This is a genomic window from Comamonas sp. 26 (genome assembly GCF_002754475.1).
Classification (GTDB): Bacteria; Pseudomonadota; Gammaproteobacteria; order Burkholderiales; family Burkholderiaceae_C; genus Comamonas.
The window spans coordinates 574,869-595,980 of the sequence record NZ_PEFL01000003.1 but is presented as its reverse complement, the minus strand read 5'-3'; the positions used below and the strand labels follow the sequence as shown (position 1 = coordinate 595,980).

Below are 21,112 nucleotides of genomic sequence, written 5' to 3'. Positions count from 1 at the left end.
CAGTTTTTGTATCCATCCACAAAGGCGTCTTCGGACGCCTTTTTTCATGGGCCACCACAAATTGCCCAAGGTTGATCCAACTCAACTCCTTTATGCAGCGGTCGTCAACCCGTATCGTCGTGCACTGGCATTCTTAACCCTCACTTCTATAATGGTTTGTTAACCCCAATCCCACGATCTCAGAGGACTTCATGAGCGAGCAACACCACGAAGAAGCCCATACCGGCCCCATCAAAAAACCAAAGCAGCTGTTGCTGGCTGTCCTCTTCTCGTTTGTGGTGCCCATTTTTGTCATCATCGGCCTGGTCAAGTTCGTGACCTCCTCAGAGACAACAGGCCCTGGCACCGGTAACCCCGAAATGGCCAAGGCCGTGCGCCTGCAAAAAGTGGGCACGATTGAGATCCGTGACGCCAACCGCCCTCTGCGCGGTGGTGAAGAAGTCTACAAATCGCAATGCGCGGCCTGCCACGCCACTGGCGCAGCCGGTGCACCAAAGTTTCAGGACACTGCGGCCTGGGGGCCTCGCCTGAAGCAAGGTCTGGACACACTGGTCCACTCAGCTCTGGCCGGCAAGGGCGCCATGGCAGCCCAAGGCGGTGGCGAGTTCAATGACACAGAAATTGCCCGCGGCGTGGTCTACATGGCCAATGCCGCTGGTGGCAGCTTCCCTGAACCCAAGCCCCCTGCCGGTGCAGCGGGTGCAGCCAGTGCTGATGCAGCACCTGCCCCTGCCGCAGCACCTGTAGCAGCCGCCGAACCCGCTGCAGCGCCCGCCGCTGAAGCCGCTCCCGCAACGGCTGCGCCAGCACCAGCTGCAGCATCGAATGTGGGCAAGAGCATCTATGACACAACCTGCATGGCATGCCACAGCAGCGGCGTGGCCGGCGCACCCAAGTTTGGTGACAAGGCGGCCTGGGCGCCCTTCATCGCCAAGGGCATGGACGATATGGTGAAAAAAGCCACACAAGGCGTGGGCGCCATGCCACCCAAAGGCGGCTCTACGGCATCTGATGCAGACTTCAAGGCCGCCATCCAGTACATGGTGGATGCAGCCAAGTAAGCAACGCCACAGCAACAAAGAGGCTTACGCTTCAAACGATAAAACCGGCTTTGAGCCGGCTTTATCGTTTTTGGCCTCTGGCGCTTGATAGATAAGCGCAAGCAGCTATCAATTTTGCATGGCGGCAGGACTCAGCACAAAGCCGAACTGTTTGGGCAGCAAGGCGCTGTCCAGCTCCTGCACCTCGGGTAAATCACCGCGTTCCAGCGCATTGGCGGCATCCAGCATGTCAAGGCTATGCACCATGCCCAGACCTTGCGGGAGGGCGAGGAACAGTCGCCCCAGCTCATCCATCACCACCTGCTGCACCTGTGCCACTAGCAACTCCTTTTCGGTGTGGCTGTGCAACTGCAGACCTTGCTCTGTGCAGCGCACACGCCATATCCACGGGGCAGATTCCAGCTCTACATACACGCGCTGGGGGCCGTTCTGAAAGTACCAGCGCCCATCAGCCTCGGCCAAATAGTTGCGGGCAATGAAGTCGGCCAGCTTTTCATGGCGCAGCGCATTGCCCTTGGCACCGGGCTTGCCGCTGGTAAAGGCACCACAGGCCTGCGCCTGATCGTCACGCAGCCACCATTGCCCGCGTGCATCCAGACCCAGCCAGCCACTGCAGGCGGGGACATTCGGCCACTTGGCCATGGCCTGCTTCACGATGTCATCCATTCGCTATATCTCCTTGTTGTTCTGTTGCGGCGCGGGCAACCACTGCGCCAGCCACTGGGTCACCGCCTGCGGCATGGCCTGCACATGGGCCGGCCATGCTCCGCTGGCAAAGCCTGCATGCCCGCCATGCGGCGGCTGCCACAGCTGCACCGATGCACTCACATCACTCAACGTGGGCAGACTGTGCGCAGGCACAAACGGGTCATTCAGCGCATTGAGCAGCAGCAGCGGCACAGCCACCTGTTTGAGCAAGGGCTTGGCCGAGGCACGAATCCAGTAATCATCCGCATTTTTGAATCCATGCACCGGTGCGGTAAACACATCATCAAACTCATGCAGCGTGCGGGCGCGGAGCAGCGCGGCTTTGTCAAACACCCCCGGCGACTGCTGCCATTTGCCCAGCGCCTTGGGCACCAGCGTGCGCAGGAACATGGGTGTGTAAATCCAGCGGTTCAGCCCCCGCCCCAGACTGACGCCGCCCGCCACTAAATCGAGCGGCGCGCACACCACCGCAGCCCCTTGGATAAGCTGCGCCGCCGCCTGCTGCTGCACCCCAACCCAGCGCGCCAGTGCATTGCCGCCCAGCGATATCCCCATGGCCAGCAAGTCGCCGCCAGCGCCTTGCCGCAGCCACCTCAAAATCCAGTCCACCTCGTCCACATCCCCAGAGTGATAGGCGCGCAGCAGGCGGTTGGGCTCGCCGCTACAGCCGCGAAAATGCGGCACCGCCAGACGCCAGCCACGCTGCGCACAGGCCAGCGCTGTTGCCTTGGCATAGTGGCTGGACGACGAACCTTCCAGCCCATGAAACAGTACCAGCGTGGGCGCATTCGCAGCCACCGCATGGCTTGAGAAATCGACATCAAGAAAATCGCCATCCGGCGTATCCCAGCGCTCGCGCCGCCACGGCTGGGGCTGTGCGCCCTTGGCCTGATAGCGTGCGCAAAGCGATGCCCAGATGGTCTGCACATGGCCGCCGGGCTGCCACCAAGGGGCGCGGAATTGTTCAAAGCTCATACCTGCCCCAGCCAATCCTGCAGCTCTGCCTGCAAGCCATTCTTTTGCGCCGCACGCCAGACCCGCTCTGGCGGCGCGACGTGAATGCCCGGCGGGCAGTTAAAGAAGGAAAGAGTGAGCATGGTTGCAATGCTAGCGCCACACGGCATCGGACAGAAGCACAGGTCTTGGGCGCACGTGCTAATCCCAAGCCCTTGTGCTATGGTTTCCGCATCTATTTCGTGACTGGAAACCCCCATGAAACGCTGGCTCCTGATCATTGCGACTGCTGCCTCCATGCTCTCCCTCACGGGCTGCGGCTATAACGACTTTCAGCGTCTGGACGAGAAATCCAAGGCCGCATGGAGCGAGGTACTGAACCAGTACCAGCGCCGCTCGGACCTGATTCCCAACATCGTCGCCACCGTCAAGGGCGAAGCCAGCTTTGAGCAAGACACGCTGACCAAGGTCATCGAGGCGCGTGCCAAAGCCACATCCATTCAGGCCACGCCCGAACTCATCAACAACCCCGAAGCCTTCAACAAGTTCCAGCAGGCACAGGGCGAACTCTCAGGCGCACTGTCTCGCCTGATGGTGGTGGCAGAAAAGTATCCAGACCTGAAGGCCAATCAGGCTTTCCGCGACCTGCGCCTGACGCTGGAAGGCACAGAAAATCGCATCACCGTGGCCCGCAACGAGTACATAGGCACCGTGCAGGCCTACAACATACTGGCGCGCAGCTTCCCGACCAACATCACGGCCAAGGTATTCGGCTACGCCGTCAAGCCCACCTTCACGGTGCAGAACGAGGCCCAGATTTCTCAGCCGCCGGCTGTGGATTTCTCCAAACCTGCGGCTCCGGCTACCGCCAAGTAAGCCGTACGCGCTTTACAAGGTTTACATGCAAAACAAGGCTCCAGCCCTTATCCATCAAGCGCTTGCCGCTCTTGTTTTGGCATGGCTTATGCTTTTTGCAGCACTGCCCGCACTGGCCCAGACAACGATCGGCGGAGCAGGAACGCAGCTCCAACCCGTGCCTGAACTCTCAGGCCGGGTCATCGACCAGACCAACACCCTCAGCAGCAGTGATGTGCAGGCGCTGAGCGAAAAGCTCAAAACATTGGAAGGCGAAACCGGTGCGCAAGTCGTCATCCTCATGGTCGGCAGCACTGCGCCCGAAGACATTGCGGCCTATTCCTGGCGCGCGGCCAGCGACTGGAAGCTGGGGCGCAAAGACATTGGTGACGGCAGCCTCATCGTCGTGGCCAAAAACGACAGGCGCATGCGCATCGAAGTAGCTCGCAAGCTGGAAGGGGCGATTTCCGATATTCAGGCGGGCCGCATCATTGACGGCGCCATGAAGCCACGCTTTCGCGTCGATGACTATGCGGGCGGGCTCTCTGCTGCCATCGATCAGATGAGCCTGCTGATTCGCGGTGAAAAGCTGCCAGCCCCGGCGCAGCAGCAAAGCCAGAGCAGCTCCTGGTCGCAGAGCCTGGACTTTCTGCTGCCCCTGCTGTTTTTCGGCTTCCCCCTCGGTATTGCCATTGCCCGCGCTCTCTTTGGCCGGGTACTGGGCTCGCTGATTGTGGGCGGCATCGCCGGTGCGGCGGCCTATTTCATCACCACCAGCATGCTGATTGCGGGTGTAGCTGCCTTCATCGGACTGTTGTTTACGCTGTTGTCCAACCTCTCGCGAGGTGGCGGCGGCCCTTACATCAGCTCTGGCGGCGGAGGCGGAGGCGGATGGGGTGGAGGCGGTGGTTCCAGCTCTGGAGGCGGTTTCAGCTCCGGTGGTGGTGGCAGCTTTGGTGGCGGCGGCGCTTCAGGAGATTGGTGAGATGAGCAATATTTTCCATCGCCTTGCACGTCTGGTGCGCCATCGCTGGGCCGAGCAGCATTTGCGCAAGTCCCTGCCCGCCTCCACCCTGCGCGAGCTGGAATTGCTGATTGCCAAAAGCGAGCTGGGCCACAGCGGCCAGGTACGCATTTGTGTTGAAGCGGGCCTGCCCTGGAGCTATATCTGGCGTGATGCCACGGCCCGCCAGCGGGCGCTGTCGCAGTTTGCCAAGCTCCATGTCTGGGATACCGAGCACAACAACGGTGCCCTCATCTATCTATTGCTGGCCGACCACGCCATCGAAATCGTCGCCGACCGCGCGCTGGACCGCACCATGAGTGCCGAGCAATGGCAGACCTTGATCAGCGATATGCAATCGGCCTTCAAGAGCGGTCATTTCCACGTGGGGCTGATCACGGCGCTGGATCGGGTCAGCCGCCAGTTGCAGACGCACTTTCCGCGCAAGTCCAACCATATCGCTGACTCACGCAATCTGCCCGATGCGCCGGTGGTCGAGCGCCACCTGCCTCACCGGGATCGCTGAGGTCCATCAAGATTCAAATTTCATAGCTGCTAGCGCTTATTTATCAAGCGTTAAAGGCTAAAAAGTTGCTCAACCCAGCACATTACGGCCATAAGGCGAACACAGCCAAAGCACGGCCGCCACATTGATCAGCACCACGAGCCAGAACTCCTGCTGAAAGCGGGTCTTGCTGCTTTTATGGCGCAGCCACTGCTGGGCCAGCAAAGCGCCAGGCCAGCCGCCCGCCAGCGCCATGGTCTGCAGCGTTTTCTATGGCGTGCGCCACTGGCCCTTCTGGGCAGACCATTTGTCTTGCCAGTAAGCCATGAAGGTCAGCACGCTCAAACCCGCATACACCAGCCAGATGAAACGCGGCACGCTCCAGATGACGGCAGCGGTCAGCATCAAGATCAACCACAACAGCAGCACGCCGTAGCTGAAACGGCTGGAGCCGTGCCAGCCCTGAGGCGCTCTGGCTTCTGAACGAGATGCGAGGCGACTGCTACGCGGCGCGGCCTTGGGTACAGCAGCAGCCGGACTGGCAGCGCGCCACGCCACCCTGAGCGCACGTTTTCTGCCCTGCTCCATGCCCACGGCAAACTCCAGCCGCAGACCGGGCCTGGGTCGCTGCTCGGCCGAAGGGCGCGGCTCAAAAGCGCTGATGTGCACAAAGAGGCGCTCGCCGCCGCCATCGGCCTCAATCCAGCCAAAGCCCCGGTCATCGTTCCATTGGCTCAAAGTGCCGCCATAGCGCATGTCTCTCATGTCTTTCCTTTGTTGTTTTGCCGTCCTGAATTCGGCGCCATCGTCAGAAGGCTGGCTTGTTCTTCACAGAATCAAGTCAACAAACCCTGTGCCTGTGTTAGTTTCAGGGCAGTCGTCTCTTTTAAGAAAGCACATTGCATGAAGAAATCCTTGTTCTCTCTGGCCATCGTCAGCGCCGCCTTTGCGCTCAGCGCCTGCTCCTCCATCAGCCCCAAGGGCGCGGAAGCACCAGCCGCATATGACTACGCTTTGAGCTGTAAGCTCAAGGAAGATGACCCGAAGAAGTGCGAAGCCCAGATACGTGCCCTGTGCGATGACCCCAGCAAAGCCGTAGTGCGCAAGTCGCGCCATGTGGATCCCGTGGACAACTCCGTGGTCTACGCCTATCAGGCTGCCTGCAACAGCTAATTCACACAGCTGCTGCCTGAATTTTTGATATTTTCGAGCTCTAGCCCTTATATATCAAGCGCTTCGCGCTGCAATATCAAGAGCAAACAGACATAAAAAAGCCACCGCATGCGGTGGCTTTTTTGTGCCGATGTTCCATGCCCTAAGGCATGTTCATCAACGCTTCTGGCGGAACTTGCGCAGAGCGGCCACTTGGGCTGCCAGCACGGCCAGTTCGGACTGAGCCTTGGCCAGGTCCAGTTCGCTCTTGGCATTCTTCAGAGCTTCTTCTGCCGAGGCCTTGGCCGCGTTGGCCTTTTCCTCGTCCAGATCCTTGCCGCGAATAGCGGTGTCGGACAGCACGGTCACGCAGTTGGGTTGCACTTCCAAAATGCCACCGGCCACGAAGACAAATTCTTCGCTGCCATCAGGCATTTCGATGCGCACCGAACCCGGCTTGATGCGGGTGATCAGCGGTGTGTGGCGGGGGAAAATGCCCAGCTCGCCCGATTCACCGGGCAAAGCGACAAAACGCGCTTCACCGGAGAAGATGGACTCTTCGGCACTGACCACATCAACGTGGATGGTGTTCATCTTTGCTCCTAGAAAAGGTTAAAAACTGGTCCTAAAACCTCCACGCCCCCAAGCCAGAAACGCCAAGCAAGGGCCGCCCCGCAGCGAGGGCGTTGCCCCCTCCTTAAAGAGAGGGGGAAGCGGCAAAGCCGCTCAGGGGGTGAAAGTCAATTAGGCTGCCAGCTTCTTGGCCTTCTCGAAGGCTTCGTCGATGGTACCAACCATGTAGAAAGCCTGTTCGGGCAGGTGGTCGGCTTCGCCAGCCACAATCATCTTGAAACCACGGATGGTTTCAGCCAGCGACACGTACTTACCGGGGGCACCAGTAAACACTTCGGCCACGTGGAAAGGCTGCGACAGGAAACGCTGAATCTTACGAGCGCGGGACACGACCAGCTTGTCTTCAGGAGCCAGCTCGTCCATACCCAGAATCGCGATGATGTCGCGCAGTTCCTTGTAGCGCTGCAGCGTACCTTGCACTTGGCGAGCCACCTTGTAGTGCTCTTCGCCAACCACTTGAGGGTCCAGCTGACGGCTTGTGGAATCCAGAGGATCCACCGCGGGGTAGATACCCAGCGAAGCGATGTCACGGGACAGCACAACGGTGGAGTCCAAGTGAGCAAAGGTCGTAGCAGGCGAAGGATCGGTCAAGTCATCGGCAGGCACGTAAACGGCCTGGATGGAAGTGATCGAGCCCACCTTGGTGGAGGTAATACGCTCTTGCAGCTTACCCATTTCCTCAGCCAGAGTAGGCTGGTAGCCCACGGCGGAAGGCATACGGCCCAGCAGAGCGGACACTTCGGTACCGGCCAATGTGTAGCGGTAGATGTTGTCCACGAAGAACAGCACGTCCTTGCCTTCGTCACGGAAGGCTTCGGCCATGGTCAGACCGGTCAGCGCAACACGCAGACGGTTACCTGGTGGCTCGTTCATCTGGCCGTAAACCATGGCCACTTTGGATTCGTTCAGGTTGGCTTGGTTCACGACGCCGGCGTCCGACATTTCGTGATAGAAGTCATTACCTTCACGGGTACGTTCGCCCACACCAGCAAACACCGACAGACCACCGTGGCCCTTGGCGATGTTGTTGATGAGTTCCATCATGTTCACGGTCTTGCCCACACCGGCACCACCGAACAGACCCACCTTGCCGCCCTTGGCAAAAGGAGAGATCAAGTCGATCACCTTGATGCCGGTTTCCAGCAGTTCTTGCGAAGGCGACAGTTCGTCGTACGCAGGAGCCTTGCGGTGGATAGGGGCAGTCAGGGTCTGGTCCACATCGCCACGTTCGTCGATGGGGTTACCCAGCACGTCCATGATGCGGCCCAGAGTCGCCTTGCCCACGGGCACGGTGATGGGGTTGCCGGTGTTGGTGACCATCAGGCCACGCTTGATACCGTCGGAAGAACCCAGGGCAATGGTACGCACCACGCCGTCGCCCAGCTGCTGCTGAACTTCCAGAGTCAGGGCTGTACCTTCCAGCTTCAAGGCGTCATACACCTTGGGCACCTGGCCGTGGGCAAATTCCACGTCCACCACGGCGCCGATACATTGAACAATCTTGCCTTGTACTTGAGCCATTTTTTGCTCCAATCTGTTTGTTCGTTAAAGCCGTTTACACAGCGGCTGCGCCTGCCACGATTTCCGACAACTCGGTCGTAATCGCTGCCTGACGCGTCTTGTTGTAGATCAGCTTCAACTCGCCAATGACACTACCTGCGTTGTCGGTCGCGGCCTTCATGGCCACCATGCGCGCCGATTGCTCGGACGCCATGTTTTCCGCAACGGCCTGGTATACGAGGGACTCAACGTAACGAACCAGCAGTTCGTCGATGACGCTCTGAGCGTCAGGCTCGTAGATGTATTCCCAAGCAGTACCGGTCTTCTCGGCTTGCAATTTTTCGGACGACAGGGGGAGCAGTTGCTCCACCACCGACTCCTGCTTCATGGTGTTGATGAACTTGGTGTACGAGAGGTACACCGCGCTCAGCTTGCCTTCAGCATATTGGTCCAGCAACACCTTGACAGGCCCGATGAGCTTGTCGAGATGAGGCGTGTCGCCCAGGCCTGTAGCGTGGGAGACCACCTTGGCGCCGACTCGGTTCAGGAAACCCATTCCCTTGCCGCCAATGGCCACTGCCTCTGTCGCAATGCCCGCATCCTGCATTTCGCGCAACTTGTTGGTGACGATACGCAACACGTTGGTGTTCATACCGCCGCACAAACCCTTGTCGGTCGTCACTACGATGACGCCGACCTTTTTGGCATCGTTCACTTGCATGAACGGATGCACATATTCAGGGTTGGCTTCGCCAAGATGGGCTGCAATGTTGCGGATTTTTTCGCTGTATGGACGGGCTGCCAGCATCCGCTCTTGCGCCTTGCGCATTTTGGATGCAGCAACCATTTCCATGGCTTTGGTGATCTTCTTGGTGTTTTCCACCGATTTGATCTTGCCGCGTATTTCCTTACCTGCTGCCATGATGACTCCTCGCCAGTATTAAGCGAAGGACTTCTTGAATGCAGTAATGGCTGCAGTCAGTTCAGCTTCGTCCTTGCCTTCCTTGTCGAAAGCACGCTTTTCGTTCAGACGGTCGAGCAAGGCGCTGTAGCTAGTCTTCAGCAGCTGATGCAGACCAGCTTCGAAAGGCAGAACTTGCTTGACTTCGATGTCGTCCATGAAGCCCTTGTTCACTGCGAACAGCGAAGAGGCCATCAGAGCGGTCGACAGGGGCGAGTACTGAGCTTGCTTGAGCAGTTCAGTCACACGGGCACCACGGTCCAGTTGCTGGCGAGTCGCTGCATCCAGATCGGAAGCGAACTGCGCGAAAGCAGCCAGTTCACGGTACTGTGCTAGGTCGGTACGAATACCGCCGGACAGGCCCTTCACAACCTTGGTCTGAGCGGAACCACCCACGCGGGACACAGAGATACCGGCGTTAATAGCGGGACGCACACCTGCGTTGAACAGGCTGGTTTCCAGGAAGATCTGGCCATCAGTAATCGAAATCACGTTCGTAGGAACGAAAGCGGACACGTCGCCAGCTTGTGTTTCGATGATAGGCAGAGCTGTCAGGGAACCGGTCTTGCCCTTGACTTCACCCTTGGTGAAGGCTTCGACGTAGTCGGCGTTCACGCGAGCGGCACGCTCCAGCAGACGGCTGTGGAGATAGAACACGTCGCCGGGGAAAGCTTCACGGCCTGGTGGGCGGCGCAGCAGCAACGAAACCTGACGGTAAGCCACAGCTTGCTTGGACAGATCGTCATAAACGATCAGTGCATCTTCACCGCGGTCACGGAAGTATTCGCCCATCGTGCAGCCAGAGTAGGCAGACACGTACTGCATCGCAGCAGATTCAGAAGCGGTAGCAGCCACAACGATGGTGTAATCCATCGCGCCAGCTTGTTCCAGCGAACGCACGACGTTCTTGATCGAAGAAGCCTTCTGACCAATAGCCACGTACACGCAGGTAACGCCTTGACCCTTTTGGTTGATGATGGCGTCGATAGCGACGGCCGTCTTACCAGTCTGGCGGTCACCAATGATCAGCTCGCGCTGACCACGACCCACGGGAACCATGGAGTCGATGGACTTGATACCAGTTTGCAGAGGCTGATCCACGGATTGACGTGCGATCACACCAGGCGCAACCTTTTCGATCACGTCCGTCATCTTGGCGTTGATGGGGCCCTTGCCGTCGATAGGCTGACCCAGAGCATTCACAACGCGGCCGATCAGTTCAGGACCGACTGGAACTTCCAGAATACGGCCGGTGCACTTGACGGTGTTGCCTTCTGCGATGTGCTCGTAAGCACCTAGAATCACGGCGCCGACGGAGTCGCGCTCCAGATTCAGAGCCAGACCAAAAGTGGGCTGACCATCAGCAGCGGCGGGGAATTCCAGCATTTCGCCAGCCATCACGTCCGACAGGCCGTGCACACGCACGATACCGTCGGTTACCGACACCACGGTGCCTTGGTTACGGACGTCAGTGCTAGCAGCCAGACCTTCGATGCGGCTCTTGATCAGTTCAGAAATTTCTGCGGGATTGAGTTGCATGACTCTTTCCTTCTTTCTTGTGTGTTAGCCGAGACCTCAGGCGCATTACGCGGTGAGGGCCGCTTTCATTTGTTCCAGACGGGCCTTGACGGAGGTGTCCAGCACCTCGTCGCCCACCACGACGCGAACGCCACCGATCAGCGATTCATCCAGCTTCACGGTGAGATTCAGCTTGCGGCCAAAGCGCTTATTCAGCGTGGCGCCAAGCTCGGCCAGCGCTGCATCCTCAATGGGGAAAGCGCTGTACACCACAGCATCCGAAGAGCCGCTCTTGCTGTTCACGAGGCTGCGGAACTGCACTGCCACTTCAGGCAGCACGTCCAGACGGCCGTTTTCGAGGGCCACACGCAGAAAATTGCATGCAGTCTCAGGCAATGCAGACTTGGCCACACCCGTAATGAGATCAAACACTTGCGTGCCGCTCACATTCGGGTTACCGGCCAATTGGCGCAATTGCGGATTGGCGGCAATCGCCGCCAATTCCTCCACCCAAGCGACAGTGCTGTGCAAATCCGCACCTTGATCGGTGCAGGCTTTGAACAATGCTTCAGCGTAAGGGCGGGCAATGGTGGCGAGTTCTGCCATTTCGTTGCTTCCTTACAGCTCTGTCTTCAGGCGGTTCAGCAGATCAGCATGGATACCGGCATTGACTTCCTTCTTCAGGATCTGCTCGGCACCCTTGACGGCCAGCGCTGCCACTTGCTCACGCAGGGCTTCACGGGCAGCAATGGTTTGCTGGTCAGCTTCGGCGCGGGCGGCAGCAACAATCTTGTTGCCTTCTTCTGTCGCGCGGGCTTTGGCCTCTTCAATGATGGCCTGTGCACGACGTTCGGCGTCCGCAAGCCGCGAAGCTGTTTCGTTGCGCGTCTGGGACAATTCTGCCTCGACGCGCTTGTTGACAGCGGTCAATTCAGTCTTGGCCTTGTCGGCAGCAGCGAGGCCATCGGCGATTTTCTGGGCTCGCTCATCCAGTGCCTTCGCGATCGGGGGCCACACGAACTTCATCGTGAACAGCGCCAGAACCAGGAAAACACCAAGCTGAACGAACAGGGTCGCGTTAATACTCACGGCAACACCTTTCTATTTAGGGCGTTGAGTGGAGCTTAGGCAACCAGTTGGAAGGGGTTGGCGAAAGCGAACAGCAGAGCGATAGCCACGCCGATCAGGAAGGCGGCGTCGATCAGACCAGCCAAGATGAACATCTTGGTTTGCAGTTCGTTGATCAGCTCAGGCTGACGTGCCGAGGATTCCAGGAACTTGCCACCCATCAGAGCGATACCGATCGAAGCGCCGATAGCGCCCAGACCAACAATCAGACCACAAGCCAGAGCGACGAGACCGAGAACGTTTTCCATGATGACTCCTAGGGATTAAAGAAAGGTTGAGAGAAAGAAAGGATTTCAGTGAGCTTCATGTGCTTGGCCGAGATAAATCAGCGTCAGCATCATGAAAATGAAGGCTTGCAAGGTAATGATCAGGATGTGGAAGATCGCCCAGATCGAACCTGCAATGATGTGCCCCACGGGGAGCAACACACCAGAGAGCGACATGGCAGCCGCACCGCCCATCAAGGCGATCAGACAGAACACCAACTCACCAGCGTACATATTGCCAAACAGTCGCATACCGTGCGAAACCGTCTTGGCAACGTATTCAATGATTTGCATGGCCAGGTTAATCACACCCAGGATCACTGCAAACACGGGATTCTTGCTGGTGCCGAACGGAGCGGTTACCAGTTCATGGGCCCAGCCGCCAATGCCCTTGATCTTCACGCTGTAGATCAGGCACAGAACCAGCACGCCGGTCGACAGACCCAAGGTTGTGGACAGGTCGGCCGTAGGCACGACACGCAGATAAGCATGGGAGTCGCCGGTGGCGCCTTGCCACAGATAGGGCAACAGGTCCACAGGCAGCATGTCCATGGCGTTCATCACGAAGATCCAGACAAACACGGTCAGAGCCAGAGGAGCGATGAACTTGCGGGATTGAGCATTGTGAATATTGGCCTTGGCCTGATCGTCAACCATCTCGACCAGCATCTCCACGGCGGCCTGGAAGCGACCAGGAACGCCGGAGGTCGCCTTGCGGGCGGCCAGCCAGAGGACGAACAGGCACAGAGCGCCCAGAGTCACACTCACGACAATCGAATCCAGATTGAACACGGAGAAGTCAATGATGGACTTCTGCTTGATGTTCTGGAGGTGTTGCAAGTGGTGGACGATGTATTCACTTGCAGTTGGTGCGTGCGCTTCTGCGGCCATCGGTCAACTTCTCTCAAATATCAATCGGTTTTTGGGACACCGGATCGCACTAGAAGCGCGACCCAATACGTTTTCATCACAACAATCAAGCCGGCCAGCAAGGCCAACCAGCTCAGGTCAGGAATCAGCTTCGGCGCGGCTGCCAACATGGCAATGCACAGCACCAGCTTGACCAACTCCCAACTAAAAATTCTCACCATGGCGGCCCCGGCATCTCCGGCCTGCTGGCGCGCCATCGCTCTTGCAAACATCGCTCCAGGGAGCACGACAGCCAAGGCACCATAACCTGCAGACCAGCCCGCCGCTGGACGTCCGGTCACCAACCAAAACAGCAAGGCGACTACGACACCGACCACTGCCTGAACCGCAACAATGCGCCAGACCGAAACCTGTGGAAAGCGTGAACGCCATGCCAAAGCTTCTTGAGCAGTTAGGGGCTTGAAGTCTTCAACTTCGTCCTCATTATCGAAATCAGCGGGCATGTTTGTCATGTTTTCTTTCACACCGCTGACCGAGCAAGAATCAGAAACGACTTTTTACACAGCCTCTGATTATAAGTAAAAACCCCGCCACGAGGTAAGGGTTGATACCGTCATGTGTGAAAGGTCTTTTGCACGAGCACAGGATTGTCGCTAGCAAGCAACATCTTGCAACCCTGCTTTGCAGCAGGCGCGAGTGTGCCTGAGTTGAAAGACCTGATTACCCTGAATTGTCAGCCTCTCGCTGGGGCCTTTGCCATTCCAAAAGGCTCACTCCCCACGGATTAGGCCCACGTGCGCGAAGCTGTCAGGCGTGGCGCACAATCTTTTGTATGTTTTGGCCGTTTTGAGCGGCTTTTTTTCATCCCAGCCCAAGGATTACTCATGAGCGACACACCAAACACCTCTGCCGCCAACGAGAACGCTCAACCAGAAGACCCACGCAAGGATTCACTGATTGAGTATCCGAGCCAGTTCCCCATCAAGGTCATGGGCGTCAAGAACGAGCATCTGGTGCATGAAATTACCCAGATCGCCAAGAAGTTCGACCCTAGCTATGACCCATCCACCATTGAGCTGCGCCCCAGCTCTGGCGGCAACTACCTGGGCATCACCATCACCATCACGGCCACCAGCCGCGAGCAGCTGGACGACACCTACCGCGCACTGACCGCTCACCCGCTGGTGAAGGTTGTGCTGTGAGCGAGGGTGAGACGACTGCATTGCCCCCACCAGAACCCATGGACCTGCGCCTTCTCGGCCGTACAGGCTATGAAGCCTGCGTGGTGGCCATGCAGGAGTTCACACGCAACCGCGATGCGGACACGCGTGATGAGCTATGGATTTGTGAGCACTCACCGCATTTCACGCAAGGACTGGCCGGCAAAGCTGAAAATGTTCTGAACGCTGGCGATATTCCTGTGGTCGCGACCAATCGCGGTGGGCAGGTGACGTATCACGGCCCCGGACAAGTGGTTGCCTACCCCCTGCTCGATCTGCAGCGCATGGGCTATTTCGTCAAAGAATATGTGTACCGGCTTGAAGACGCCGTGATCCGCACGCTGGACCACTTCGGCGTCACCGGTCATCGCGTGGCCGGCGCACCCGGCATTTATGTGCGCCTTCAAGACCCGCGCAGCCACGCCATGCTGGAGCAACGCCCCCAACACCGCGAGGCGGGCAGCCCTGCGCCAGAACCGTATTTCGACGGTCTGGGCAAGATTGCAGCCCTGGGCATCAAGATCAGCCGCCACAGCACCTACCACGGCGTCGCGCTGAATGTAAACATGGATTTGGAACCCTACGAGCGAATCAATCCTTGCGGATACGCAGGACTGAAGACCGTGGATCTTTCTACAATCGGCGTACAGACAACCTGGGACGAGGCCGCACATGTACTGGGTCGCCAACTGAAGGCGCGTCTCTCTCCCTGAAGGCAAGATCATGAGCACCAATGAAGTCGTGCGCGAAGCGCAATCCCAAGCTGATTACAACCCGCTGGCCAAGCAAAAGGCGGCAGCCAAGCTTTCGCGCATTCCCGTCAAAGTCGAGCATGCCGAAGTGCTGAAAAAGCCTGACTGGATTCGCGTCAAGGCTGGCAGCCCCACCACGCGCTTCTATGAAATCAAGGACATCCTGCGCAAGAACAACTTGCACACCGTCTGCGAGGAAGCCAGCTGCCCCAATATCGGCGAATGCTTTGGCAAGGGCACGGCCACTTTCATGATCATGGGTGACAAGTGCACGCGCCGCTGCCCGTTCTGCGATGTGGGCCATGGCCGCCCTGACCCGCTGGATGTGAACGAGCCGCTGAACCTGGCCCGCACCATTGCTGCGCTGCGCCTGAAGTACGTGGTGATCACCAGTGTGGACCGCGATGACCTGCGCGACGGTGGCTCCGGCCACTTTGTGGAGTGCATCAAGAACATTCGTGAACTCTCGCCCGAGACACAGATCGAAATTTTGGTGCCCGACTTCCGCGGCCGCGACGACCGCGCGCTGGAAATTCTCAAGTCGGCACCGCCCGATGTGATGAACCACAACCTGGAAACCGCGCCTCGCCTGTACAAGGAAGCGCGTCCAGGCTCGGACTACCAGTTCTCGCTGAACCTCTTGAAGAAGTTCAAGGAACTGCACCCCGACGTGCCGACCAAGAGCGGCATCATGGTGGGTCTGGGTGAGACGGACGAGGAAATCCTGCAGGTGATGCGCGACATGCGTGCCCACAACATCGACATGCTGACAATTGGTCAGTACCTCGCCCCCACCAACAGCCACCTGCCCGTGCGCCGTTACGTGCACCCCGACACCTTCAAGATGTTCGAGGAAGAGGCCTACAAAATGGGCTTCACCCACGCCGCCGTGGGTGCCATGGTGCGATCAAGCTATCACGCAGACCAGCAAGCGCACGCCGCTGGCGTTTAAGCGCTGATAACCTCACAAAAGCAGCCCTTGAGGCTGCTTTTTTCATGCCTGATGCAGATGGAAAGTTCAAGATCTGCACAAAAATAAAGCTCCTGAAAAAGGAGCTGTTTACGCTTGATAACTATTGGTTTGGCGATTCATTCAAAGTGAAATCAATGAATTGCTTGCGCTAGCAGCTATGATTTTTGAAGAATCACCAGAGTCCACATCGAGAAAAAACGCCTGGCTAACCGGCAAACCGCTGGCTGGCAAAAACGACTGTGAGCTGAACAAGCCCGACGAGTCGCCCCACGATGAAACTGAGTCATGTAGCGCGGGAGCCCCACCAGAGATCTGCGCTACATGCTGGAATGCATAGCAGCATTAAATGAGAATCAATCTCACATAAAACATAAAAATACCGGCTTTTACACCGGCATTTTCTGAACGCATTTAACTCCAGCCAACTGGAGCGCAATGCCTCCTGCTGCAAGCCTCAGTGGGCCATCATTTGCGCAGGGGTTTCGCTGTCGAGCACCTCATTCGCCCAAGGCGCGAGCTTGCAGGAATCTGCCCGCAGAATTTCCTGCTTGACGGCCAGAATCTGCGCGGGATGCATGGAAAAGCTGCGCAGCCCCAGCCCCAGCAGCAGCCGGGTCATGCTCAGGTCGCCGGCCATTTCCCCGCACACGCAAACCTCTTTGCCTGCGGCATTGGCCGCGGCAATCACTTCGGCCACCAACCGCAACACGGCAGGGTGCATGGGGTCGTAGAGGTGGGCGACGGCTTCATCGGCACGGTCAATCGCCAGCGTGTACTGGATCAAGTCGTTGGTGCCGATAGACAGAAAGTCGAAGTATTTGAGAAAGCTGCGCACCGTCAGGGCTGCAGCCGGTATCTCAATCATGGCACCCAGCTTGACCTTGCCGTAATAAAGCCCGCGCGTATCCAGCTCCGCCTGCGCCTGGCGCAGTTGGGCCAGGGTTTGCTCAATCTCGCTGCGGTGCGCCAGCATGGGGAAAAGCAGCTTCACAGGCCCATGCACTGCGGCACGCAAGATAGCGCGCAACTGGGTGCGGAACATCACGGGGTCGGCAAGACTCCAGCGAATGGCGCGCAGGCCCAATGCGGGGTTGAGGTAGTAGTCCTTGGGCTGGGCCTTGTCCAGCGGCTTGTCGGCCCCCACGTCCAGCGTCCGAATGGTGACGGGCATGCCATGCATGCTGCTGATCACCTCGCAGTAGGCGCGGTATTGCTCTTCTTCGCCTGGCAGGTTGCCGCTGCGGCCCATGAACAGAAACTCGGTACGAAATAAACCCACACCCACCGCACCAGCACGCACGGCGGCTGCGCCATCGCTGGGCTGCTCGATATTGGCCAGCAGCTCCACCCTTTGCCCGTCCATGGTGAGCGACGGTGTAAAGCGCAGGCGCGCCAGGCGTTCGCGCTCCAGTTCGCTCTGGCGCTGACGAAAGCTGTATTCCTCAAGAATGATGGGCGTGGGATCAACGATGACCACGCCTTCGTTGCCATCAATGATGACCCAGTCGTCCTGGCGAATCAGCTGGCTGGCTGCACGCGCACCGACCACGGCCGGTATATCCATGCTGCGCGCCACAATCGCGGTGTGGCTGGTCTTGCCGCCCACGGCAGTGATGAAGCCCGCAAACACCTTGCTTTTGAACTGCAGCATGTCTGCTGGCGAGAGGTCTTGCGCTACCAGCACCAGCGGAGTGTCTACCGTGCCATCCAGGGGCAGTTGCTGGCCGCCAGTTGCACCTACTACGCCAGCAGGAGCCATGGGCGGCGAGATGGGACTTGCAGCACCCTTCATGTGCCGAAGAATACGTTCGACTACCTGCTCCAGATCGGCCTTGCGTTCACGCAGGTACTCGTCATCCATCTCGTCGAACTGGCGCGAGATGATTTCCAGCTGCGTGGTCAATGCCCACTCGGCGTTGTAGAGGCGGTCTGAGATCCAGTTGCGAATGGCTTCGCCCAGCGCCTGGTCCTGCAGCAGCATCAAATGCACTTCCAGCAAAGCATCCAGCTCGCCTGGCGCGTCCTTGGGCACTTCTTCCTGCAGGCGGCGCAGTTCATCAATCACTGCATTGCGCGCCGTGCGGGCACGCTGAATCTCAGCCTCCACCTGATCTGGGCGAATGAAGTAGTGGACCACCTCCATTCGACTGGAGGCCACAACGACCGCACGCCCAATGGCAATACCTCGGGAAACAGCCAAACCGTGGATGGCAAATGTCATAGCGAATGCCCTTTCGCGAATCTCGCGATTGCTTTTTGCTTGCTTCTTGCTCTTATTTTTGCAGCGTGCAGCGCTGACTCCTACTGCATCACAGCACGAAAGTAGCTCTAACCTACAGATAGCAGGGCATCCCCTGCTGTCAAAAGAACTTATCGTTCAGCCGCATCCTGCGCGGTCAATCAACTGTGCAGGGCTGCAGCATTTACTGGCCTTCGCCAAACTTGTCATTGATGAGCGCGACCAGCGCGTCCATCGCTTCTTGCTCCTGCTCGCCATCCGTTTCCATCTCCAGCTCAGAGCCAATGCCGGCGGCCAGCATCATCACGCCCATGATGCTTTTGGCATTGATGCGGCGCTCGCCCTTGGTCAGCCAGACCTCGCAGGGATAACTACCTGCCAGCTTGGTGAGTTTGGCCGATGCACGGGCGTGCAAGCCCAATTTATTGCTGATGGTGATGTTGGTCTTGATCATTGGAAGTTCGTGCGCTTTGATTTTGTCTTGAACTGCTGGCGACCTGCATCACGCCCTGACTGCCGCCCACCATGGCGCGGGAAACCAGGGCATCGAGTGACTCATGCCGGTAACCGATAGAGCGCAAAAGCATGGGCAAGTTCACACCCGCCACCAGCCTTGCCTGCAACAAACCCGTCAGGCGCTGGGCGACGTTGCAAGGCGTGGCCCCGAACAGATCGGTCAGCACCAACGTAGGAGCCTCCAGCCCGCCATGCGCCACCAGCATGGCCAGAGCACGCTCCAGCGTAGCTTCGGGTGCCTCTTCTGAAGGCACATCCAGAGCCAGCAAGTCGTCAGCGCTATCCGCAAACACGTGCAAAGCGCATTCGCGCAATGCAGCGGCCAGAGGAGCGTGAGTGAGCAATAGGATGCGCGTGGTCATGTGGTCACAGTTCTTAATAGCAAATTATGGCGCGTTGGCGTCGCAAACAAGGCCAATGGGCAGTTGAAGAGCAAAGGTCATGATCTGAATACACCTCTTATTGCAGTTGCAGGCCTGAAAAGAACATCTCCGCCTCTGCAGGCCGGGCCTTGCTGCCATAAATCACCGCGTGATAGACCCGCGCGCCAGCGCCCTCCAGCCGGGCAAACCACAGGCCATGCGCCACCACTTTCTGCCCCTTGGCGCTGATGCCCTCAAATGTCATACGCTGGGATTGCGGCAGGTTCAGCGCCCCCTTGAGGACCCAGAGCCCATCGCCCCTGGCATTGAGCTTTGTGGCGGAACTTGTTGCGCCACCTTCAGGCCGCAGTTGTGCCAGCACCGCCTGCTGCCAGTACATCAGCGCTTCTGCAGCGCGGGAAGGCTCGGTCACCGCAAAACTCGAAACCGCATAGGTCGCGCCCTGTGTCTCGCAACCCAAGACCGTCATCTGCACCTGACCCAACCCCAGCTCCACCGGGCGGCTGGCCGTCTGCGGATCGCAAGGCAGCAGCACTTGCAGTGGCGCATCTTTGAGCTGCGCCGTGCGCCAGTTCAGCGCAGGACCACAGGCGACCAGCAGCCCAGCAGTGGCAAGCACCGCAGCAACCCAGAGTCCTGTTTTATTCATGGCCCATTATCAACAGCCGCATGAGCACGGTTTACCCTGCAAAGCTAGGGATGACCCGTGGGTTAAGCAGTAAAAACTGAACTTTGTCGTTGTTTCAGACACCAATCCACAAGATCAGCAAGGTGCTGATGTTTTGTGCACAATTCATCACTATGGCAAGCAAACATTGGATCGCAGGCGTTGTTGCCGCCGTCGTCATTGGCGTCGGAGCTTTGGTGTATTCGAACGCAGGGCAGACCGCGGCCCCTCAATCCACTTTTGTACTGCTGGATGGCAGCCAGAAGACCACCAATGACCTGAAGGGCAAGGTGACACTGGTGAACTTCTGGGCAACCAGCTGCACGACCTGTGTGGCCGAGATGCCCCAAATCATCAGCACCTACCAAAAGTACCAGGACAAGGGCTTTGACACGCTGGCCGTGGCCATGAGCTACGACCCGCCCAGCTATGTCGTGAACTTTGTCGAATCCCGCAAACTGCCCTTCCAAGTGGCACTGGACAACACCGGCAGCGTGGCCAAGGCCTGGGGTGATGTGAAGCTCACCCCCAGCACCTTCATCGTCAACAAGCGCGGCGAGATTGTGAAGAGCTATATCGGTGCACCCGACTTTGCGGAACTCCACAAACTCATTGAAAAGCTGCTGGCCGAGCCCGCCAGCGTCTGAGCCTTGACTTGCAAAAAACATAGCTGCTTGCGCGCGTACCTGCTTGATCTCAGAGTGAAATAGCTCTGAGACCCGATATAGACAAGCGCAAGAAGCTCACAAAAAAACCGGCAATGCCGGTTTTTTTTGTGACTGCCCAATAGAGGGGCAGCGATTACTTGTTGCGGAAGCTGTCGTGGCAGCTCTTGCAGCTGTTCGCTGCAGGGCCAAAGGCGGTCTTGAGGTTATCCAGATTGCCCGTCTTGGCTGCGGCGTTGAGCTTGACGACTTCTGCCTCCATCTTGCCGCTCAGGTCATGGAACTTGGCCTGCTCCTTCCACACTTCAGGCTTGGCCTTGCCGCCTTCGGTACCCGCGCCAAAGCCAGCCCATGGCAGCTTGGACATAAAAGCGACGACTTCCGCGCTTTCCTGAGCGCTCTTGGCATCAAAAGGAATCTTGCCATTGGCCATCGCACCCAGGCGGCTGAAATGCGTACCCAGCACGCTCAATGCGCTCTGCCGGTACTTGATGGCATCTTCGGATTTGGCAAATTGCGCCGAAGCAGGCAAGGCCGCGGTGGCAACCACAGCGGCCAGAGCCAGGGAGGAGAAAGCTTTCAT

General features: G+C 58.2%; 28 protein-coding genes. 9 read left to right on the top strand and 19 right to left on the bottom strand.

Annotation, left to right across the window (positions count from 1 at the left end; genetic code table 11):
- Positions 1–191 precede the first annotated feature (191 nt).
- Entirely contained in the window at positions 192–1,061 is an 870-nt protein-coding gene (locus CLU84_RS20945) for a cytochrome c5 family protein (RefSeq protein WP_099739913.1), read from the top strand.
- Positions 1,062–1,169: 108 nt separating this feature from the next.
- Here the strand turns inward: CLU84_RS20945 and CLU84_RS20940 are convergent, their stop codons facing one another.
- Genes CLU84_RS20940 through CLU84_RS22590 form a run of 3 tightly spaced genes read right to left on the bottom strand, consistent with a single transcriptional unit; the run spans position 1,170 to position 2,866 of the window.
- Positions 1,170–1,727 (bottom strand): DUF2946 family protein, encoded by a 558-nt coding sequence (locus tag CLU84_RS20940; RefSeq protein ID WP_099739912.1) that lies wholly within the window; start codon positions 1,725–1,727, stop codon positions 1,170–1,172.
- A 3-nt stretch (positions 1,728–1,730) separates the two neighbouring features.
- Positions 1,731–2,744, bottom strand: coding sequence for a YheT family hydrolase (locus tag CLU84_RS20935; protein WP_099739911.1), 1,014 nt, complete (start codon positions 2,742–2,744; stop codon positions 1,731–1,733).
- Positions 2,741–2,866, bottom strand: a complete 126-nt coding sequence (locus CLU84_RS22590; protein ID WP_255409161.1) for a hypothetical protein — start codon at positions 2,864–2,866, stop codon at positions 2,741–2,743. Before CLU84_RS22590 ends, CLU84_RS20935 begins: the two co-directional genes overlap by 4 nt.
- A 115-nt stretch (positions 2,867–2,981) precedes the next feature.
- Here CLU84_RS22590 and CLU84_RS20925 point away from each other — a divergent pair, with 115 nt between their 5' ends.
- From CLU84_RS20925 to CLU84_RS20915, 3 genes are read left to right on the top strand one after another with little or no spacing between them, the layout of a single operon-like run.
- Entirely contained in the window at positions 2,982–3,599 is a 618-nt protein-coding gene (locus CLU84_RS20925) for a LemA family protein (protein WP_099739909.1), read from the top strand.
- A gap of 25 nt (positions 3,600–3,624) precedes the next feature.
- Complete coding sequence (locus tag CLU84_RS20920; protein ID WP_099739908.1) at positions 3,625–4,563, top strand: YgcG family protein; 939 nt, start codon at positions 3,625–3,627, stop codon at positions 4,561–4,563.
- Between the two features lies 1 nt (position 4,564).
- Positions 4,565–5,107 (top strand): TPM domain-containing protein, encoded by a 543-nt coding sequence (locus tag CLU84_RS20915; protein WP_099739907.1) that lies wholly within the window; start codon positions 4,565–4,567, stop codon positions 5,105–5,107.
- 69 nt (positions 5,108–5,176) lie between these two features.
- Here CLU84_RS20915 and CLU84_RS22540 read toward each other — a convergent pair whose 3' ends face one another.
- Positions 5,177–5,350 (bottom strand): DUF1294 domain-containing protein, encoded by a 174-nt coding sequence (locus CLU84_RS22540; protein ID WP_304441944.1) that lies wholly within the window; start codon positions 5,348–5,350, stop codon positions 5,177–5,179.
- A 6-nt stretch (positions 5,351–5,356) separates the two neighbouring features.
- Complete coding sequence (locus CLU84_RS20910) at positions 5,357–5,851, bottom strand: cold shock and DUF1294 domain-containing protein (RefSeq protein ID WP_233210325.1); 495 nt, start codon at positions 5,849–5,851, stop codon at positions 5,357–5,359.
- A 138-nt stretch (positions 5,852–5,989) separates the two neighbouring features.
- Between CLU84_RS20910 and CLU84_RS20905 the strand changes: the two genes are divergently transcribed.
- Positions 5,990–6,259, top strand: a complete 270-nt coding sequence (locus CLU84_RS20905) for a hypothetical protein (protein WP_099739906.1) — start codon at positions 5,990–5,992, stop codon at positions 6,257–6,259.
- A gap of 156 nt (positions 6,260–6,415) precedes the next feature.
- Here the strand turns inward: CLU84_RS20905 and CLU84_RS20900 are convergent, their stop codons facing one another.
- From CLU84_RS20900 to CLU84_RS20860, 9 genes are all read right to left on the bottom strand, one after another.
- Positions 6,416–6,832, bottom strand: coding sequence for a F0F1 ATP synthase subunit epsilon (locus CLU84_RS20900; RefSeq protein WP_099739905.1), 417 nt, complete (start codon positions 6,830–6,832; stop codon positions 6,416–6,418).
- A gap of 150 nt (positions 6,833–6,982) precedes the next feature.
- Positions 6,983–8,392: a F0F1 ATP synthase subunit beta gene (gene atpD, locus CLU84_RS20895; RefSeq protein WP_099739904.1), complete on the bottom strand. Its 1,410-nt coding sequence runs from the start codon at positions 8,390–8,392 to the stop codon at positions 6,983–6,985.
- 34 nt (positions 8,393–8,426) lie between these two features.
- Positions 8,427–9,293 carry a F0F1 ATP synthase subunit gamma gene (gene atpG / locus CLU84_RS20890; RefSeq protein ID WP_099739903.1) on the bottom strand — a complete coding sequence of 289 codons (867 nt, stop codon included), beginning with the start codon at positions 9,291–9,293 and terminating at the stop codon, positions 8,427–8,429.
- 18 nt (positions 9,294–9,311) lie between these two features.
- Positions 9,312–10,871: a F0F1 ATP synthase subunit alpha gene (atpA, locus tag CLU84_RS20885; RefSeq protein ID WP_099739902.1), complete on the bottom strand. Its 1,560-nt coding sequence runs from the start codon at positions 10,869–10,871 to the stop codon at positions 9,312–9,314.
- A gap of 45 nt (positions 10,872–10,916) precedes the next feature.
- Entirely contained in the window at positions 10,917–11,456 is a 540-nt protein-coding gene (locus tag CLU84_RS20880) for a F0F1 ATP synthase subunit delta (protein ID WP_099739901.1), read from the bottom strand.
- A 12-nt stretch (positions 11,457–11,468) separates the two neighbouring features.
- Positions 11,469–11,939: a F0F1 ATP synthase subunit B gene (locus CLU84_RS20875; protein WP_099739900.1), complete on the bottom strand. Its 471-nt coding sequence runs from the start codon at positions 11,937–11,939 to the stop codon at positions 11,469–11,471.
- Positions 11,940–11,974: 35 nt separating this feature from the next.
- Positions 11,975–12,226, bottom strand: a complete 252-nt coding sequence (gene atpE, locus CLU84_RS20870; protein ID WP_003059376.1) for a F0F1 ATP synthase subunit C — start codon at positions 12,224–12,226, stop codon at positions 11,975–11,977.
- A 45-nt stretch (positions 12,227–12,271) separates the two neighbouring features.
- Entirely contained in the window at positions 12,272–13,135 is an 864-nt protein-coding gene (atpB, locus tag CLU84_RS20865; protein ID WP_099739899.1) for a F0F1 ATP synthase subunit A, read from the bottom strand.
- A 20-nt stretch (positions 13,136–13,155) separates the two neighbouring features.
- Entirely contained in the window at positions 13,156–13,626 is a 471-nt protein-coding gene (locus CLU84_RS20860) for an ATP synthase subunit I (protein ID WP_099739898.1), read from the bottom strand.
- A 372-nt stretch (positions 13,627–13,998) separates the two neighbouring features.
- Here CLU84_RS20860 and CLU84_RS20855 point away from each other — a divergent pair, with 372 nt between their 5' ends.
- Genes CLU84_RS20855 through lipA form a run of 3 tightly spaced genes read left to right on the top strand, consistent with a single transcriptional unit; the run spans position 13,999 to position 16,038 of the window.
- Entirely contained in the window at positions 13,999–14,316 is a 318-nt protein-coding gene (locus CLU84_RS20855) for a YbeD family protein (protein WP_099739897.1), read from the top strand.
- Positions 14,317–14,354: 38 nt separating this feature from the next.
- Positions 14,355–15,047 (top strand): lipoyl(octanoyl) transferase LipB, encoded by a 693-nt coding sequence (gene lipB, locus CLU84_RS20850; RefSeq protein WP_099739896.1) that lies wholly within the window; start codon positions 14,355–14,357, stop codon positions 15,045–15,047.
- Between the two features lie 10 nt (positions 15,048–15,057).
- A complete protein-coding gene (gene lipA, locus CLU84_RS20845) occupies positions 15,058–16,038 on the top strand; it encodes a lipoyl synthase (RefSeq protein WP_099739895.1) in 981 nt (326 codons plus the stop codon).
- A 475-nt stretch (positions 16,039–16,513) separates the two neighbouring features.
- Here lipA and ptsP read toward each other — a convergent pair whose 3' ends face one another.
- From ptsP to CLU84_RS20825, 4 genes are all read right to left on the bottom strand, one after another.
- Positions 16,514–18,280, bottom strand: coding sequence for a phosphoenolpyruvate--protein phosphotransferase (gene ptsP, locus CLU84_RS20840; RefSeq protein ID WP_099739894.1), 1,767 nt, complete (start codon positions 18,278–18,280; stop codon positions 16,514–16,516).
- 202 nt (positions 18,281–18,482) lie between these two features.
- Complete coding sequence (locus CLU84_RS20835; RefSeq protein ID WP_099739893.1) at positions 18,483–18,752, bottom strand: HPr family phosphocarrier protein; 270 nt, start codon at positions 18,750–18,752, stop codon at positions 18,483–18,485.
- Positions 18,721–19,176, bottom strand: a complete 456-nt coding sequence (locus tag CLU84_RS20830) for a PTS sugar transporter subunit IIA (RefSeq protein WP_099739892.1) — start codon at positions 19,174–19,176, stop codon at positions 18,721–18,723. The genes CLU84_RS20835 and CLU84_RS20830 overlap by 32 nt, the downstream gene beginning before the upstream one ends.
- A 97-nt stretch (positions 19,177–19,273) precedes the next feature.
- Entirely contained in the window at positions 19,274–19,846 is a 573-nt protein-coding gene (locus CLU84_RS20825) for a hypothetical protein (protein ID WP_099739891.1), read from the bottom strand.
- Between the two features lie 152 nt (positions 19,847–19,998).
- On the opposite strand from CLU84_RS20825, the gene CLU84_RS20820 reads away from it, so the two are divergent.
- On the top strand, positions 19,999–20,511 hold the full coding sequence (locus CLU84_RS20820) for a TlpA disulfide reductase family protein (protein ID WP_099740093.1): 513 nt from the start codon (positions 19,999–20,001) through the stop codon (positions 20,509–20,511).
- 154 nt (positions 20,512–20,665) lie between these two features.
- On the opposite strand, the gene CLU84_RS20815 is transcribed toward CLU84_RS20820, so the two are convergent.
- On the bottom strand, positions 20,666–21,112 hold the full coding sequence (locus tag CLU84_RS20815) for a cytochrome c (protein ID WP_099739890.1): 447 nt from the start codon (positions 21,110–21,112) through the stop codon (positions 20,666–20,668).

Coding starts and splice junctions, on each gene's coding strand:
- CLU84_RS20945 (WP_099739913.1), top strand. CDS start 192: ATGAGCGAGCAACACCACGAAGAAGCCCATACCGGCCCCATCAAAAAA.
- CLU84_RS20940 (WP_099739912.1), bottom strand. CDS start 1,727: ATGGATGACATCGTGAAGCAGGCCATGGCCAAGTGGCCGAATGTCCCC.
- CLU84_RS20935 (WP_099739911.1), bottom strand. CDS start 2,744: ATGAGCTTTGAACAATTCCGCGCCCCTTGGTGGCAGCCCGGCGGCCAT.
- CLU84_RS22590 (WP_255409161.1), bottom strand. CDS start 2,866: ATGCTCACTCTTTCCTTCTTTAACTGCCCGCCGGGCATTCACGTCGCG.
- CLU84_RS20925 (WP_099739909.1), top strand. CDS start 2,982: ATGAAACGCTGGCTCCTGATCATTGCGACTGCTGCCTCCATGCTCTCC.
- CLU84_RS20920 (WP_099739908.1), top strand. CDS start 3,625: ATGCAAAACAAGGCTCCAGCCCTTATCCATCAAGCGCTTGCCGCTCTT.
- CLU84_RS20915 (WP_099739907.1), top strand. CDS start 4,565: ATGAGCAATATTTTCCATCGCCTTGCACGTCTGGTGCGCCATCGCTGG.
- CLU84_RS20910 (WP_233210325.1), bottom strand. CDS start 5,851: ATGAGAGACATGCGCTATGGCGGCACTTTGAGCCAATGGAACGATGAC.
- CLU84_RS20905 (WP_099739906.1), top strand. CDS start 5,990: ATGAAGAAATCCTTGTTCTCTCTGGCCATCGTCAGCGCCGCCTTTGCG.
- CLU84_RS20900 (WP_099739905.1), bottom strand. CDS start 6,832: ATGAACACCATCCACGTTGATGTGGTCAGTGCCGAAGAGTCCATCTTC.
- atpD (WP_099739904.1), bottom strand. CDS start 8,392: ATGGCTCAAGTACAAGGCAAGATTGTTCAATGTATCGGCGCCGTGGTG.
- atpG (WP_099739903.1), bottom strand. CDS start 9,293: ATGGCAGCAGGTAAGGAAATACGCGGCAAGATCAAATCGGTGGAAAAC.
- atpA (WP_099739902.1), bottom strand. CDS start 10,871: ATGCAACTCAATCCCGCAGAAATTTCTGAACTGATCAAGAGCCGCATC.
- CLU84_RS20880 (WP_099739901.1), bottom strand. CDS start 11,456: ATGGCAGAACTCGCCACCATTGCCCGCCCTTACGCTGAAGCATTGTTC.
- atpE (WP_003059376.1), bottom strand. CDS start 12,226: ATGGAAAACGTTCTCGGTCTCGTCGCTCTGGCTTGTGGTCTGATTGTT.
- atpB (WP_099739899.1), bottom strand. CDS start 13,135: ATGGCCGCAGAAGCGCACGCACCAACTGCAAGTGAATACATCGTCCAC.
- CLU84_RS20860 (WP_099739898.1), bottom strand. CDS start 13,626: ATGACAAACATGCCCGCTGATTTCGATAATGAGGACGAAGTTGAAGAC.
- CLU84_RS20855 (WP_099739897.1), top strand. CDS start 13,999: ATGAGCGACACACCAAACACCTCTGCCGCCAACGAGAACGCTCAACCA.
- lipB (WP_099739896.1), top strand. CDS start 14,355: ATGGACCTGCGCCTTCTCGGCCGTACAGGCTATGAAGCCTGCGTGGTG.
- lipA (WP_099739895.1), top strand. CDS start 15,058: ATGAGCACCAATGAAGTCGTGCGCGAAGCGCAATCCCAAGCTGATTAC.
- ptsP (WP_099739894.1), bottom strand. CDS start 18,280: ATGACATTTGCCATCCACGGTTTGGCTGTTTCCCGAGGTATTGCCATT.
- CLU84_RS20835 (WP_099739893.1), bottom strand. CDS start 18,752: ATGATCAAGACCAACATCACCATCAGCAATAAATTGGGCTTGCACGCC.
- CLU84_RS20830 (WP_099739892.1), bottom strand. CDS start 19,176: ATGACCACGCGCATCCTATTGCTCACTCACGCTCCTCTGGCCGCTGCA.
- CLU84_RS20825 (WP_099739891.1), bottom strand. CDS start 19,846: ATGAATAAAACAGGACTCTGGGTTGCTGCGGTGCTTGCCACTGCTGGG.
- CLU84_RS20820 (WP_099740093.1), top strand. CDS start 19,999: ATGGCAAGCAAACATTGGATCGCAGGCGTTGTTGCCGCCGTCGTCATT.
- CLU84_RS20815 (WP_099739890.1), bottom strand. CDS start 21,112: ATGAAAGCTTTCTCCTCCCTGGCTCTGGCCGCTGTGGTTGCCACCGCG.